This is a genomic window from Streptomyces sp. NPDC042346 (genome assembly GCF_055581845.1).
On the sequence record NZ_JBVJEH010000004.1, the window covers coordinates 353,265 to 367,679 of the forward strand.

Annotated in this window: 17 protein-coding genes; 10 read left to right on the plus strand and 7 right to left on the minus strand. The window is 71.9% G+C overall.

Translation table 11 applies throughout. The features are described from left to right. Positions 1 to 202 precede the first annotated feature (202 nt). The 4 genes from ACZ6K0_RS19530 (at position 203) to ACZ6K0_RS19545 (ending at position 3,727) form a co-directional block, all read left to right on the plus strand. Complete coding sequence (locus tag ACZ6K0_RS19530; RefSeq protein WP_020133169.1) at positions 203 to 406, plus strand: cold-shock protein; 204 nt, start codon at positions 203 to 205, stop codon at positions 404 to 406. Between the two features lie 225 nt (positions 407 to 631). Then, positions 632 to 2,134, plus strand: coding sequence for a DEAD/DEAH box helicase (locus ACZ6K0_RS19535; protein WP_469231057.1), 1,503 nt, complete (start codon positions 632 to 634; stop codon positions 2,132 to 2,134). A 205-nt stretch (positions 2,135 to 2,339) separates the two neighbouring features. Continuing rightward, positions 2,340 to 2,651: an SCO5918 family protein gene (locus ACZ6K0_RS19540; protein ID WP_469231059.1), complete on the plus strand. Its 312-nt coding sequence runs from the start codon at positions 2,340 to 2,342 to the stop codon at positions 2,649 to 2,651. A gap of 737 nt (positions 2,652 to 3,388) precedes the next feature. Further along, on the plus strand, positions 3,389 to 3,727 hold the full coding sequence (locus tag ACZ6K0_RS19545; protein ID WP_469231061.1) for a MerR family transcriptional regulator: 339 nt from the start codon (positions 3,389 to 3,391) through the stop codon (positions 3,725 to 3,727). A 43-nt stretch (positions 3,728 to 3,770) separates the two neighbouring features. Here ACZ6K0_RS19545 and ACZ6K0_RS19550 read toward each other — a convergent pair whose 3' ends face one another. The 3 genes from ACZ6K0_RS19550 to ACZ6K0_RS19560 are packed head-to-tail and all read right to left on the minus strand — an operon-like array spanning position 3,771 to position 4,819. Next, complete coding sequence (locus ACZ6K0_RS19550; RefSeq protein WP_376397358.1) at positions 3,771 to 3,941, minus strand: hypothetical protein; 171 nt, start codon at positions 3,939 to 3,941, stop codon at positions 3,771 to 3,773. Between the two features lie 30 nt (positions 3,942 to 3,971). Beyond that, positions 3,972 to 4,328 (minus strand): PRC-barrel domain-containing protein, encoded by a 357-nt coding sequence (locus tag ACZ6K0_RS19555; RefSeq protein ID WP_376397361.1) that lies wholly within the window; start codon positions 4,326 to 4,328, stop codon positions 3,972 to 3,974. Then, positions 4,325 to 4,819 carry a DUF5994 family protein gene (locus ACZ6K0_RS19560; RefSeq protein WP_376397364.1) on the minus strand — a complete coding sequence of 165 codons (495 nt, stop codon included), beginning with the start codon at positions 4,817 to 4,819 and terminating at the stop codon, positions 4,325 to 4,327. The genes ACZ6K0_RS19555 and ACZ6K0_RS19560 overlap by 4 nt, the downstream gene beginning before the upstream one ends. A gap of 349 nt (positions 4,820 to 5,168) precedes the next feature. On the opposite strand from ACZ6K0_RS19560, the gene ACZ6K0_RS19565 reads away from it, so the two are divergent. Beyond that, positions 5,169 to 5,720 (plus strand): DUF5994 family protein, encoded by a 552-nt coding sequence (locus ACZ6K0_RS19565; RefSeq protein ID WP_376397366.1) that lies wholly within the window; start codon positions 5,169 to 5,171, stop codon positions 5,718 to 5,720. A 4-nt stretch (positions 5,721 to 5,724) separates the two neighbouring features. Beyond that, a complete protein-coding gene (locus ACZ6K0_RS19570; RefSeq protein WP_469231064.1) occupies positions 5,725 to 6,006 on the plus strand; it encodes a hypothetical protein in 282 nt (93 codons plus the stop codon). Between the two features lie 372 nt (positions 6,007 to 6,378). Here the strand turns inward: ACZ6K0_RS19570 and ACZ6K0_RS19575 are convergent, their stop codons facing one another. Continuing rightward, the gene (locus ACZ6K0_RS19575) at positions 6,379 to 7,797 is read right to left on the minus strand and encodes a DUF1254 domain-containing protein (protein ID WP_469231066.1); all 1,419 of its coding nucleotides are present in this window, start codon (positions 7,795 to 7,797) and stop codon (positions 6,379 to 6,381) included. Positions 7,798 to 8,074: 277 nt separating this feature from the next. On the opposite strand from ACZ6K0_RS19575, the gene ACZ6K0_RS19580 reads away from it, so the two are divergent. Beyond that, positions 8,075 to 9,274, plus strand: a complete 1,200-nt coding sequence (locus ACZ6K0_RS19580; RefSeq protein ID WP_376397374.1) for a PP2C family protein-serine/threonine phosphatase — start codon at positions 8,075 to 8,077, stop codon at positions 9,272 to 9,274. 358 nt (positions 9,275 to 9,632) lie between these two features. After that, the gene (locus ACZ6K0_RS19585; RefSeq protein WP_469231068.1) at positions 9,633 to 10,034 is read left to right on the plus strand and encodes a DUF5994 family protein; all 402 of its coding nucleotides are present in this window, start codon (positions 9,633 to 9,635) and stop codon (positions 10,032 to 10,034) included. A 24-nt stretch (positions 10,035 to 10,058) separates the two neighbouring features. Here the strand turns inward: ACZ6K0_RS19585 and ACZ6K0_RS19590 are convergent, their stop codons facing one another. Further along, positions 10,059 to 10,895 (minus strand): hypothetical protein, encoded by an 837-nt coding sequence (locus ACZ6K0_RS19590; RefSeq protein WP_469231070.1) that lies wholly within the window; start codon positions 10,893 to 10,895, stop codon positions 10,059 to 10,061. A gap of 216 nt (positions 10,896 to 11,111) precedes the next feature. Between ACZ6K0_RS19590 and ACZ6K0_RS19595 the strand changes: the two genes are divergently transcribed. Then, a complete protein-coding gene (locus tag ACZ6K0_RS19595; RefSeq protein WP_469231072.1) occupies positions 11,112 to 12,275 on the plus strand; it encodes a hypothetical protein in 1,164 nt (387 codons plus the stop codon). Between the two features lie 18 nt (positions 12,276 to 12,293). Here ACZ6K0_RS19595 and ACZ6K0_RS19600 read toward each other — a convergent pair whose 3' ends face one another. Further along, the gene (locus ACZ6K0_RS19600; RefSeq protein ID WP_469231073.1) at positions 12,294 to 12,629 is read right to left on the minus strand and encodes a YnfA family protein; all 336 of its coding nucleotides are present in this window, start codon (positions 12,627 to 12,629) and stop codon (positions 12,294 to 12,296) included. A gap of 155 nt (positions 12,630 to 12,784) precedes the next feature. Further along, positions 12,785 to 13,678, minus strand: a complete 894-nt coding sequence (locus ACZ6K0_RS19605; protein ID WP_469231075.1) for an aldo/keto reductase — start codon at positions 13,676 to 13,678, stop codon at positions 12,785 to 12,787. A 57-nt stretch (positions 13,679 to 13,735) separates the two neighbouring features. Here ACZ6K0_RS19605 and ACZ6K0_RS19610 point away from each other — a divergent pair, with 57 nt between their 5' ends. Next, positions 13,736 to 14,407 (plus strand): DNA-binding response regulator, encoded by a 672-nt coding sequence (locus tag ACZ6K0_RS19610; RefSeq protein ID WP_469231077.1) that lies wholly within the window; start codon positions 13,736 to 13,738, stop codon positions 14,405 to 14,407. Positions 14,408 to 14,415: the final 8 nt, after the last annotated feature.

The following is a 14,415-nucleotide window of genomic DNA, read 5'->3' on the forward strand; positions in this document are numbered from 1 at the left end:
TCCACGCGCAAAAGCCGCCGTGGCGTGCTACTGTCGATATCAGTTGCAGTTTTGGTACCCAAAGACTTCAAGCGTCTCCAGGTGGCCTTCCGCCACACAGGAGCGCTTTTTATTTCCGGTCATTTTCCGGGCAGGGCATCATCGCGGCGACACGGCGTCCGTAAAGTGCGGATTCCGGTGTACTGCCCAAAGGAGATATGACATGGCTGCTGGCACCGTGAAGTGGTTCAACGCGGAAAAGGGCTTCGGCTTCATCGAGCAGGACGGTGGCGGCCCCGACGTGTTCGCCCACTACTCGAACATCGCCGCCCAGGGCTTCCGCGAGCTGCAGGAAGGCCAGAAGGTCACCTTCGACATCGCGCAGGGCCAGAAGGGCCCGACGGCCGAGAACATCGTTCCCGCCTGAAGCTGACGCGCAGTTCGTAGCTGGGGCCCGCATCCCTCGGGGTGCGGGCCCCAGCTATACGCATTTTCCGGCAGCGGTTTCATCTGAGATTTCAGCGACTGCGCCGATACGGATTCCATGCGGGCGAGATTCGCCATCGCATTCCCTCGGCCCGTTCTTTTGGTTACCCGCGATCCAACGCTGCGGGAATTCCTTGATGACGTGCCGCATCAAGGAAGGTTCTGAATGAACCCCACACGTACGAACCGCCGCTCCTCCCGCGACCGCCGCAGCACCGGCGGCTCCGGTTTCGGCTCCACCGCCGCCCCGGCTCGGACCGGTCGCTTCGGCTCCTCCGCCCCCAGCCGTACGGGAGGCGGCCCGAGCCGCTCGGGCGGCCACGGCCGCAGGCCCGCCGCGGTACAGGGAGAGTTCGCCCTCCCGAAGACGATCACCCCCTCACTGCCCGGCGTCGAGACGTTCGACGAACTCGACATGCCCAGGGAGCTCCTGGCCGCCCTCACCGCGCAGGGCGTGTCCGTGCCGTTCCCGATCCAGGGCGCGACCCTGCCGAACTCCCTCGTGGGCCGTGACGTGCTGGGCCGCGGCCGGACCGGCTCCGGCAAGACCCTCGCCTTCGGCCTGGCCCTCCTGGCCCGCACCGCCGGGCAGCGCGCCGAACCACGCCGACCGCTCGCCCTCGTCCTCGTCCCCACCCGCGAGCTGGCCCAGCAGGTGACCGACGCCCTCACGCCGTACGCCCGCGCCGTCAAGCTGCGTCTGGCGACCGTGGTCGGCGGCATGCCCATCGGACGGCAGGCCGGCGCCCTGCGCGGCGGCGCCGAAGTCGTCGTCGCCACCCCCGGCCGTCTCAAGGACCTCATCGACCGAGGTGACTGCGGGCTGAGCCAGGTCGCGATCTCCGTCCTGGACGAGGCCGACCAGATGGCCGACATGGGCTTCATGCCCCAGGTGACCGCCCTCCTGGACCAGGTCCGCCCCGAAGGCCAGCGGATGCTGTTCTCCGCCACCCTCGACCGCAACGTCGACCTCCTGGTCCGCCGCTACCTCAGCGACCCCGTCGTCCACTCCGTCGACCCCTCCCAGGGCGCGGTCACCACGATGGAGCACCACCTCCTGCACGTGCACGGCACCGACAAGCACCGGGTGACGACGGAGATCGCGGCGCGCGAGGGCCGGGTGATCATGTTCCTGGACACCAAGCACGCCGTGGACCGGCTCACCCAGGACCTCCTCGACAGCGGCGTCCGCGCCGCGGCACTCCACGGCGGCAAGTCCCAGCCCCAGCGCACCCGCACCCTCGCCCGGTTCAAGACCGGACACGTCACGGTCCTGGTCGCCACGAACGTCGCCGCCCGCGGCATCCACGTCGACAACCTCGACCTCGTCGTCAACGTGGACCCGCCGACCGACCACAAGGACTACCTCCACCGCGGCGGCCGCACCGCCCGCGCGGGTGAGTCCGGCAGCGTCGTCACCCTGGTCACCTCCCAGCAGCGCCGCGGCCTGACCCGCCTCATGGCCGACGCCGGCATCGTGCCCCAGACCACCCAGGTCCGCTCCGGCGAGGAAGCCCTCCACCGGATCACCGGCGCCCGGACCCCCTCCGGCATCCCGGTCACCATCACCGCGCCGGCGGCCGAGCAGCGCAAGCGCGGCCCGGTGTCCCGCGGTCGCCGCAGTGCCGCCTCCGCGGCCCGGCGCGCCGCACGACAGTCCGGCGAGTGAGCCCGCGGCGGACCGGCGCGTGAGCCCGCGGCCGCCGTCGGCCCGGCGGTCCGCACGCCACGTGAACAGGAACACCCGATGAGCCACAGCCGGCTCGACGTCCTGCCCGTCGCGGCCGGACACGGCAGCGCTCGGGACGTCCTCGCCCCCGCCTGAACCGACTCACCGCGGCCGGCCCCTTCTCCCCTTCTCCCTGTGAGGCATCATGCGCTGCGTCATCGCCCGGTTCCCGTTCGATCTGACCAAGAGCGGCGTCCTGGAATCCATGAAGGGCGTCAAGCCCGAGCCCGTCACCGGCGAGTCCGTGATCATCGGCCGCCGCACCTACCCCGTCAAGCAGGTCGGCCAGGTCGTCACCCGCCAGGACCGCCGCGACTTCAGCGCCGGCGAGGTCGTGCGGGCCATGACCTCGCTCGGCTTCACCTGCCGCGGGCTTCCCGGCGCCGACGCCCCCGCACACGGCCTCACCCCGGTCCAGCGGGCGTCCGCGATGCTCGGCACCCCGGTCACCGTCTGACCGACGGGACGGGCGCGAGCCGCCACCGGAACAGCCAGGAGGGCCCGACCAGCGCACGCTGGTCGGGCCCTCCTGCCGTGCAGGCGGCTCTGCACGTCCTGGACCGGCCGCAAAGCACTAGCTCTCCTCCCGACACGCGAAAATCTATAGCGGCCGGAGTAGACATTGGGTGGTGGCGTGATTATGGTTTCTCTCGTAGCCCAGCGAGACAAGAGGGCCTGGCAGAGACGAACTGCCGGGCAGGAGTACCCGCAGGTGCAGTCGGCAGGACGGTGCGGTGGTGGAGTTCCGAAGCCAGGGTTGTCGCAGGACGGCGACGGGGCTGACGACCGGACCGGGTGGCCCGCAGTGATCAGGGGCCGCCGTGAGCGGGACCGCTGTCATGACAGTGGCGGTACCCGTGAGTGCAGTACGCAGGAGAGCTGTACCAGCGGCACCAGCAGTAAGCAGTCCCCCGTTGGGTAGCAGTTGATCACCGAGGGAAGAACGGAGGAGCCGAGCGCCATCAGGATCGCCCGGGCGGAAATCTCGAGCCCGGGTACCGCAGGACATCGATAGTGAGGTGGTCTCCGGTCAAGCAACCGCGATCCCCGCGTGCCCGACAGCATCTCGGTCGGGTCGGCGGAAACAGAAGGCCGGTGCAGTATCAGGACCGGCGGATGGTGTAGTAGTTCCTTCGGGGCCCTGGTGCCAGTACGGCGCCAGGGCCCCTCAACGCGTTCACCAGAGAGGTGCAAGTGACAGCAGACGACTCCTTCGACCGTCTCGATGACGACGACTACCCCGCCTACACGATGGGCCGGGCCGCCGAGATGATCGGCACCACCCAGGGCTTCCTGCGCGCCCTGGGCGAAGCGCGCCTCATCACGCCGCTCCGCTCCGGCGGCGGCCACCGCCGCTACTCCCGCTACCAGCTGCGCATCGCCGCCCGCGCCCGGGAACTCGTCGACCAGGGCACCCCCATCGAGGCCGCCTGCCGCATCATCATCCTCGAAGACCAGCTCGAGGAAGCCCAACGCATCAACGCCGAGTACCGCCGCGCCGCCGGATCATCCCCTCCGCCGGCCTCGGACTGAGTCGAGTGCGCCCGTCGGCAGCGGCGGGGCGGGGCGGGGCGGGTCATCGGACTGGGCGGCGGTGGGCGGAGCGGCGCATGCGCACGGCGATGTAGACGAGGTCCGCCACGAGCAGCACGATGCCGACGACCAGCAGGAAGAGCAGTCCGTCGGCGGTGGCACCGATGATGCCCAGCACGATCGCGATGATGATCAGGGCCAGGAAGAGCGTCATGAGGGCTGCCTCCTCGGTCGGTTGGGGAGCTCAGCGCCGTGCCAGTTGCCGTTCGCCGTTCGCCCCGGGCTCGTAGGGGAGTTCGTAGTGCCGGAAGACCGCTTCCTCGTCCTCGGCGGGAAGTACGTCGTCGGTGCCGATCGAAGGGCACTGCTTCACCAGAGCCTTGTCGTGGGCGACCTTCACATAGCCCGGCCCCACCGTCGCACCGTCCAGGGGGACGAACACCAGACGGTGACGGGTGGGCAGGCCGACCCGGACCGTGGCCATGAACGGCTCGTCGGTGCTGGTGTCGACGTAGATCGCCTCCAGCTCTCCGATCCTGTGGCCCCGCGTGTCCACGACGTCGCGGGTTCGCCACTCACGGATGTCCGCCATCTGCATCATTCCGACTCCTCGCGGTCGGTCACCGGTTCGGGCAGCGTGGCGACGAGGATCTCGGCCGCCTGGGTGACGTTGCCGGCGTCGACCGCACGGGCCATCGCCGCGCGGGCCGCGTCCGCCGTGGTGTGCGGCGGGATCACCAGCAGGGCGAAGTGGTCGTTGTCGCCACGGGTGATGAGGACGGTGTCGTCACCGACGGGATACGAGTCCAGACGGACGACCTGGTCGTCGACGACCAGACGCGTCGGGACCTCACCCCAGGCGTCGGTGTCCAGGCCGACCCTCGCGATGGGGCCGAGGTGGGTGGTGAGCGCCTGGATCAGGGCGGGCAGCTCGGTCGCGACGTCCCGGGAGCGGGGCCACCAGGCGCCGTCGAGGACGCCTTCGCGGGAGTGCGTCGTCTCCAGCCTCAGCAGGGCCGTTCCGGGCCTCGCCGCTCGGTGGATCTCGTCCGGAAGAAGCCCCCGAGGGGTGGGTGTGTCAGATTCGGCCATGGTGGTCCGCCTGCCTGCGCGGGGCCGCCGACACCTCGAAGCCGACGAGAAACCGCCGTGGTCTCACGGTACTCCGGGCGCCCGCGACTCCGGGCCCCTCGACTCCGGGCCCCTCGAATCCGAGCACCCGTCGACTCCGGGCGCCCGGAGACTCGCGCCCGCGAGCATCGGCCGCCGGGCGGTGTTCCCGGTGGGAAATCGCCTGGTCGGACCGGCCCGTTCGGCCACGCGGCGGAGTACGCTGAAGATACCGGGAGTAACCCGAGCACCCGCTCCCACGCGGACGTCGTTTCCGGCGATCAAGACACTGGGCCGCCCTGCAGGGCGGCCCGGGGACGGGTCCGCGATCATGACCACCATCGCACCCCTGCTTTCGGCGCGCCTTTCGCTGACGCCGAAGACCACCCTCGCCGGCCTGTTGGACGGCGCCTGGTGGCCTCGCTCGCGTGACCTCACCGCTGAGCTTCCGCCCTTGGTCGACGCGCTGGAGGAGCACTACGGGCGCATCACGCGCGTCGCGGTGAACCCCGGCCGCTGGCCCGTCGTCCCGCACAAGATTCCCGCCACCGGGCACACCGTGCACGTGGGCTGGTTCACCGAACAGGACGCCGACAAGATGATCCTGCTCTCCTACGCCGTCGGCCGCTGCGACCTGCTGGTGATCCCGCCCGAGACCGAACCCGCCGCAGCCGCCCGGCTCATGACCGCCGCCGCCCTCCCCGGCAGCATCCTCACCGCCGGTGTCCTGATGTCCGACGAAGCCGCCACCGGCCGCCGTATGCGGGACGCCCGAAGCAGCGAGGACTCCTGGGAGACGGACGGAGGGACCGCCCTGGCGCCGCTCCGGCACCCGGTCGTCGGCGCGCGGATGATCCCGCTGCCGAGGGACATGCGGAGGTGACGTCATGGGAACCCTGATCACGCTCGCGGCAGTCGCCCTGCTGATCGTGCTCGGCATGCGCCTGATCCACCGGCTCAACGCCCAGCACGACGCACGCATCGCGGCCCACCACTTCAGTGAACCGTTCCCGGCCGTCTTCCGGCCGCCCGGTCACAGCCCCCACCCGCCGACAGAACGAGACACCTCGACGGGGCAGGACACCTCGACAGGGCAAGCCACCTCGTCGGGTCAGGACACCTCGACAGGGCAAGCCGCCCCCCGCCGGGTCACGGGCACCTGGCCCTGACCACCTCGGACCACTCCTCCGACCGAAGGCCGCGGGTGGGGCACCCGACACCCGGGACAACCCACCCGCCCGGCCTCTCGCTCGCCGTGGAGGAACCTCGCACCCTGTACCCCCGCGATCTACCCCACCGACACCGCGATCGTGCCCTCGGCCGGACACGCGGAACGCGACTGAGCCGGACTGCCCGACGGCCCGCTGCACTCCTGGCGCGCCCGGCCCACAGCCGTACAATTGAACATGGATCGAGCACTCTCACGTGTGACGATCCGGAAGGGCGGCCTCGGCGGAGTACATGCGCTGGGGCCGTTGTGACGACCGCCGCCATGAGGCCCGCGCACCCCGGGCGCGCCAGGCCGCGCCCGGCCGGGAACGTCAGTCCGTGGTCCTGGTGACGGCCGGGGGGCGCCAGGTGCCGTCGAGGGCGGCGGGGTCGGGCCAGTAGGCGCGGAGGTAGAGCGCGAAGTGGCCGGCGGGGGCGGGGAGCCAGTTGGGCAGGTCCTCCGGGGCTGCGGGCGGGCGGGCTCCGGCGTACAGGGTCAGGGAGCCGTCGGCGCCGAGGCGCAGGCCGGTGTTCTTGGTGCCGAGCGAGTAGCGGTGCAGGTCGTTGCGGTGGAAGAAGTGGTGCTCGTTGTAGAGCGTCACCGACCAGAAGCCCTTCACCGGGGGCAGGGCGCCGGCGGGGAAGGTGAGCGTGTAGCCGTGTTCGCCGGTGAGCGGTTCCCCGGTCGCGTCCTGGTCCTGGTAGAAGTACGTCGTCTCGGTGGGGGCGTTCACGAAGATGTTGGCCTTGCCCATGGCGGTGCGACTGAGGTAGTCGCCGCCGAACGCCGCGCCGTTGCGCTGGGTGCTCCAGTGGTGGTCGAGGGGGACGCCGATGTTGCGGAACTGGAAGAGCTCCTGCACCAGGGTGGCGTTCGCGTCGACCGCCTCCGCCCGGAGCACCTCGGCCGACTGCGGGTCGGCGGCGGCCTCCTCCACGAGGGAGCGGAAGAGTCCGTACAGTGCCTCCTCGCCCGGGCGCGGGGGCACTTCGTCCAGGACGGCGGGGAGGATGTCGAAGAACGTCCTCGGGTCGACCCACTGCGTCTCCTGCTCGCCGCTGGTCGAGTCCCCCGCCGGGTAGGACGGCGCCTGCGACCAGTCGGTGGTGTGCGGCTCTCCGGTGTACTCGGCGAGCGGGTAGGCGACGATCTGGTCGATCAGCGGCTGGACGGCGGCCCGGTCCTCGTCGGTGTCGTTCATGAAGACGCGGGGGATGCAGACGGCGATCCGGGTGTCGAAGCGGAACACGCCCTCGATGCCCGCGGGGACCTCGCCGTCCCATCCGGTCGGCGCGAGCAGGTAGTGGCCCGGCTTGGTGTCGTACATCGCGCCCAGCCGCGCGACCGACTCCGTCCGCTGGTCGACGACCTGGTACACCCAGAACCGGCCGCCGAAGTCGGGGACCTGGATCACCGAAGGGCCGCGCCGCGCGTCGAGGATCCCGAAGCCGTAGACGACGTCCTGATTGGGGCAGGCCACGAGCCGCTCGTCCGGGGTGATGTAGTCGTGCAGCATGCCCAGCGTCCCCGGCGGTCCGACCGGGACCACCCCGCCCAGCAGCCCGGGCGCGGGCACCTGCTCCATGATCGAGAGCCGGTTGTGCATGTTCACCAGCGGCCAGCCCCACAGATAGGCCACCCGGCCCATCGCCCGCAGGTACGCGTCGGTCATCCGCGACCCGGGGACCGGGGGCGCGAGCGCGGCGGAGGAGTCGGAGGGGGCGGCGGAGGTGGGTCCGAAGGGCGACATGGCCCGAACCTACGGACGCCACCCCGCTGCCGCCCTGCTGTGCTGGGCCATATGGGGGACGGCTCCAGGCCGGGCACCGTGCGCGTGCCGTCGGCGACCTGGGCCTTCTTCGTCGTCCAGACCGACGGCGCTCGTCACGCAGTCCGGTGGGGGCGGTCGCCACATGTGGCCCGCCCGGCCGCCGAGGCGCATTCTTGATGGCGAGACCCTCGGCGCCTGCGCTCGTACGGCAGCGCCCGACGAGGGTTCCGCAGCCTGCCCGGTGGGAGGCAACTGGATGGCAGCCGGACAGCCCGGACCTCCGGATCGCTCGGAGAGCTTCGGAGAGGGGCTGCTGGGCGGGCTCGTGGACCGTGTCCACGAGCTGGCGCCCCATCTGGTCGGGCCCGTCCTCGCCGACACGGTGGCCCGGCTGGGGGGACGGGATCCGCAGATCCTGCTCCAGGACTACGGGCAACGGAAGCTGGTCCCCCTGCCCGGCGAAGGGCTGGCGGGCGGCGAACCGCAGTCCATCGACCACTCCGACGCCGGCCGGTGCTTCCTCGCCTCGCGCCCGGTCGAACTCGTCCTGCCCGACGGCGTACGGGTTCTGCTGCCCTTGCTGGACGGGGGCGACCAGGCGGGCATCCTGGCCGTCACCCTGGACACCGTCGACGACGACGACCGCCGCCTGCTCAGAAGGATCGCGGGTCTGATCGCCGGCATGATGCAGACCAAGCACAGCCACACCGACCTCTTCTTCCGCACCCGCCGCAGCGAGCCGATGAGCGTCGCCGCCGAGATCCAGTGGTCGCTGCTGCCACCCCTGTCGATGGTGACGCCGCGCGTCGCCGTCGCCGGGGTGCTGGAGCCCGCGTACGACGTGGCGGGCGACAGCTTCGACTACGCCCTGAACGAGGACACCTTCCACCTCGCGATGGTCGATGCCATGGGCCATGGCCTGGACGCGGCCACGATGGCCACCGTGGCCATCGGCGCGTACCGGCACGCCCGCCGGATCAGCATCGAACTGTCCGAGATCTACCTCTTCATGGACCGGGCCGTGGCCGAGCAGTTCGAACCCGACCACTTCGTGACCGCGCAGATGATGCGGCTGGACACCGTCACCGGCCGCCTCCAGTGGGTCAACGCGGGGCATCCCGCCCCCATGCTGATCCGCGAACACCGCGTCGTACGCCGCCTGGACAGCCCCACGACGCTTCCCGTCGGCTTCGGAGGAGCACAGCCTCAGGTCAGCGGCGTGACGCTCGAACGGGGGGATCGCGTCCTCTGGTTCACCGACGGGCTGGTCGAGGAACACGAGAGCGGGCAGGAACAGTTCGGCGAGGACCAGCTGATCGACTGGGTGAATCAGCTGGAGAAGGCGGACCGAGGGGTCCGCGCGGTGGCACGGGACCTGTCCCACACGCTCAAGCGGGCACGTGGCGAAGCCACTTCGGACGACGCCACCCTCGTCCTGGTCGAGTGGCGCGGATGACGCGGGGACGTGCCGTGAGGTGCGGCACGGCCAGGGCGGTACGGACAGGGGCGGCACGGACAGGGCGGCACGGGCAGAGCGGCACGGACAGGGCGGCACGGGCAGAGCGGCACGGACAGGCGGCACAGGCAGGGCGGCACGGGCAGGGCGGTTCGCCGGGCGAAAGAGGCTGCGCCGGCCCGATCACGCGGTGTTCCCGGTGGGAAATCGCCTGGTCGGACCGGCTCGTCCGACCACGGAGCGGAGTAGGCTGAAGATACCGGGAGTAACCCGAGCACCCGCTCCCACGCGGACGTCGTTCCCGGCGATCAAGACACTGGGCCGCCCTGCAGAGCGGCCCGGAGACGGGTCCGCGATCATGACCGTCTCCCTCGCACCCCCGCTTTCGGTGCGCCTGTCGCTGACACCGAAGACCACCCTCGCCGGCCCGTTGGACGGCGCTTGGTGGCCGTGCTCGCGTGACCTCGACGAACCAAGGGACTTGATCATGGCGACTCTCCGCGAGCGACAGGTCTACCGCGAACGGGTCCTGACCGCCCTCTACGAAGCCACCGAAGGCAACCGCCTCCTCGGAGTCCCGGGGCGGAAGCTGCGAAACGACCTTCGCATCCCGGAGGAGGACCTGGCCGCCGCCTGCACCTACCTGGCCGGCGAGGAGCTGATCACCGTCGACTGGGAGCCGGGCAACACACCCGCGATGGTCTCCCTCACGCACCAGGGAATCCGCCGCATGGAGGCCGAAGAGGAAGAACGCGGCTGAGCCGGACGGCCCGCGCACCCGACGTCAGGTCGCCGGCCGGTGCTGGTGTCCCACTTCGCGCGCGAGGTCCAGCCCGAGGACGCGGTCGAGGAAGGCGAACGTCTCGAACTTGGCACCGGCCGGTACGTCGGTGCGCGTCGCCACGGTGACCAGCGCGTCCAGGACGGCGGGTACGCCGAGATCCTCGGCCAGCACGTCATGGGCGTGGCGCAGCACATCGGCAGGGACCGGCCTGGACGGCTCCTGTGCCCAGTCGGCCACCAGCTCCCGCCAGTCGCCCAGCGTCCGCCGGGCCTCGTCGAGCGCCGTACCGGTGAACGTGACCGGCGTGCGGTGAGCGTGGCCGAGCATCAGCAGCCTCACCGCCAGCGGATCGGTCCCCTCCGGGGCGACGGCGTCCAGGAGCCCTGATGCCAGGACGTGGGATCGGGCACGGTCCGGGACGCCCCTCTCCCCGGATGCCGGGCCGACCCGGCCCACGTCGATGCGGACCCCACCGACCGCGTCCGGTGCGGCGGGGTCGTACGCGCGGACGTGCACGTCGGCAGCGGCGCAGAGCGTTCCGTTCGGAGGGTGGACTCCGGCGTCGGCGGGCGGGTGGACGCCAAGGGCGGACATGGCGCGGCCCAGCGCCTCGGACTGCTCCTGCGGCAGGTCCGGCGTGGTGAGGAACATGCGGGACTGCAGGCCGTGCAGCTCCGCCGTCCGCGCCAGTACGTCACCGACCAGGAGCACCCGCAGATCCGTCATGCCAATCCGGGCGTCGCCGGCCGGCAGGTGGACGCAGATGCTCAGCAGATGGCGTCGTACGGAGGGAATCTCCACCAGGTGGCCGGTACGGGCGTCGACGATGCGCAGCATGCTCCGGAGGCTAGTCGTGGAAAGCCCCGACACCGGGGAGGGTCGGCGCATAATCCTCGGGTGTCCACGAACTCGGTACCGATACCGCCCCGTTCCGGCTCCGGCTCCGTCTCCGTTTCCGGCTCCGGCTCCGTCTCTGTTTCCGACTCCGGCCCCGTCCCTGATTCCGACTCCGGCCCCGGCCCCGGCCCCGGCCCCGGAGACGTTCGCGCCTGGTTGTCCGATGAGGCGGCGGCCTGGACCGGCGCACGCCCCGGCTCGTGGGCGAGGCCGTTCTGGTCCGTCCTCGCGCTGCTGGTGACGGTCGTCGCCGCGATCGTCACCGAGCCCGCGCCGGTGTGCAGCGACGTGGCGCCGTGCGGAACGGACTGGGTCGGCATGGCGCAAGTCGGCCTGGCCATCGGCCTGTTGTACTGGTTCGCGCGGCTGCCCGAGCTCGCCCTCACCGCCGCACTGGTGCTCGCGGTCATCGTGGCGTGGGAGGAGCTCTCCTCCGACGGATGGGTGTCCCGGGCGGCGAATCTGGCGGTCATCGCGGCCCTCGGCCTCGGCTCGGCAGCGTCGTGGGCGAGGCTGGCCGCCCGGAAGAAGCAGCGGTGGCTCGTCGACCGGGTGGACGCCGCACAGGGCCGGCGGCTGGAGTTCGCCGGTCCTGTCGGACGGGGCACGATCCCCGTCGTCGTCGGGCTGCTGCTGTGCGCCGTGGCCGTCGGCGCGATCGTCACGGGCTTGCGCGCCGTCCACGGGGACGAGCAGCAGGCCGCCCGGGCGACGCGTACCGAGGCCGAGGTCACCGGCCGTACGGACTTGTCTCTGCGGGTCCGTACCGATGACGGACGGCGCATCACCGTCGACGCCCTCTTCCCCGAGGACTACCGCCTCGGCACCCGGGTGGTGGTGCTGGAGGACGAGAAGTGGCGGCGGCTGGCCGCCGAGCCGTACGACGCGCTCGGCTGGCAGCTGCTGGGCCTGGCCGGCGGACTGCCCGGGCTCTCGTTGCTGACGACGGGACTTCTGGCACGTCGGCGTGGCACCGCGCTGCGCCGCGGACCGGTGCCCGCCCTGCGGGTGCTGGAGCGGCTGGACGAGGAGGGCCGGACCTGGGTCTACGCGGCCGACGACCCCGCCGGGAGTACACCGCTACTCGTCTGCGCCTGCGTGCCGGTGTCCCGGGACGTGGAGGAGCGGGTGGGGGCCGATTTGCATGAGGCCGTCATGCTCGGCGCGCCCTACGACGGCGCCGAGTTGGCCTTCGTCAGCAGGGCAGTCAGGGCAGCGACGGCAGTGGAGGGAACGACGGAAGGGCCGCTCTTGGTGACCCGCACCTTCACCCCCGCCCGCGTGCCCCCGACCGGGAAGGGGCGCCCGCAGGGGGCCTGAGCCGGTGCTCCTGACGCGTCAGTGGCTGCGGGGTGCGTACATGATCACGGTCATGCCGGCGAGGCAGATCAGGGCGCCGATGACGTCGTAGCGGTCGGGGCGGTAGCCGTCGGCGACCACGCCCCAGGCGATGGATCCGGCGACGAAGATGCCGCCGTAGGCGGCGAGGACGCGGCCGAAGTTGTCGTCGGACTGGAGCGTGGCCACCACCCCGTACAGACCGAGCGCGATGACGCCGGCGCCGATCCAGATCCAGCCCTTGTGCTCGCGGATGCCCTGCCAGACCAGCCAGGCGCCGCCGATCTCGAAGAGTGCGGCGACGGCGAAGAGGGCGAGGGAACGAGCGACGGTCATGCCGCCGACCCTAGCGGCGGCCCTGGCGGCGGCCCTGTCCGTGGGCCGACGCCGATGCGCGTCGGCCCCCGTGGGCGCATCCGGACGTCCGGACGCCCGGGTGTCACATGGCGCGAGGGCCCCAGCCCGCGCCCGAACCGGCCGCCGGGTGCCGTTCACGCCGTGGCGGCGGTCAGTTCGGTCAGGTCCTCCTCGGTGAGGTGGAGGGACGCCGCCGCGATGTTGTCCTCGACGTGTGCCGGCGAGGAGGTGCCGGGGATCGGGAGGACCACCGGTGACCGGGCCATCGTCCAGGCCAGCTTGACCTGTTGGGGGGAGGCGCCGTGCCGGGCCGCCACGCGGGCGAGCGGCTCGGTCGGTTCGGGGCGGCCCCGGGTCTCCAGGGAGAAGAACGGGACGAAGGCGATGCCCTGCCGGGTGCAGGCGTCGAGGACCGTCTGGTCCTGGCGGTGGAAGAGGCCGTACATGTTCTGTACGGCCGCCACCGGGGCGATGCGCTGGGCCCTGGCGAGCTCGTCGGTGGTCGTGTTGCTCAGGCCGAGGTGGCGGATCAGGCCCTCCTCCCGCAGGGCGACCAGTGCGCCGAAGCGGTCGGCGAGAGAGTCGTCCGCCGCGCTCTCCTCGCCGTCTTGCAGGCGGAGGTAGACGAGGTCCAGGTGGTCCCGGCCCAGTTCCCGCAGCGTGCGGTGGACGTGCGCCGCCAGCTCGCCGGGGGTGGCCTGGGCGCCCCAGCTGCCGTCGGGGTGCCGGACCGGGCCGACCTTCGCCGCGAGGACCAGGTCGTCGGGGTACGGGTGCAGGACGCTGCGGATCAGGCCGTTCGCCGAGAGGTCGCCGTGGAAGTAGAACCAGGCGGTGTCCAGGTGGTTCACCCCGAGGTCGACGGCTCGCCTCAGGACGGCGGCCGACGTCTCCGGGTCGTTCGCCGGGCCGCCCAAACTGCTCGCCGGCAGCCTCATGGTGCCGAAGCCCATGCGGGCGACCGGGAGGTCGCCGCCCAGGAGGTAGGGAGAGGTGAGGGGTGGTCGGGGCGCGCTGTGGGTGGTCATGAGGCCCGATCCTCCGGGGCGCTCCCGCCTCGGGCGAACTCCTGGCAGCTTGGTGCCATGACGACGACCGGGATCGTGACCCTGCGGGGCGAGGCCGAGCTGGTACGGCGCGCGGGCGCCCTCTTCGACGGGGTGCGGCGGGAGTTCCTGTGCGTCGCCGGAGACCTCGGTACGTGGTCGGCGGCCGCGGCCTCGGGCGTGCGGCGCTCCCCCGCGCCGGGGCTCGTGGTGCGCAAGCTGTACGGGCCCGGTGTCTTCGTGGCCCCCGGCGGCCCGGAGCTGCTCGACCGGCTCGCGGCGGCCGGCGCGGAGGTCCGGATCTCGCCCGCGCCGCCGGCCCACGAGGCGATCGTCGTCGACGGGCGCCTGGCGGTTCTCGCGGCCCCGCGGTCCGCCGCGGGCGGAGTCCGTACGTACAGCGTCGTCCAGGAGCCGGGCGCCGTGGCCGGGGTCCGGGCCCTGTTCGAGACGGCCTGGGAGACCGCGACGGACCTCGCCGCGTACCGCCGTCGCCCGTTTCCTCCGCTCGGCGGCGACGATCGGGCCGTGCTGCGCTCCCTGGCCGCCGGCCACACGGACGAGACGGCCTCCCGTCTCCTCGGGGTGTCCTTGCGGACCTATCGGCGCCGGGTCGCGTCCCTGATGACCGCACTCGACGCCCGCTCCCGCTTCCAGGCCGGTCTGCGGGCCCGCGAGATCCTCGGCGGCGGCGGCCTTTCGGACGTCTGAGGAGGCCG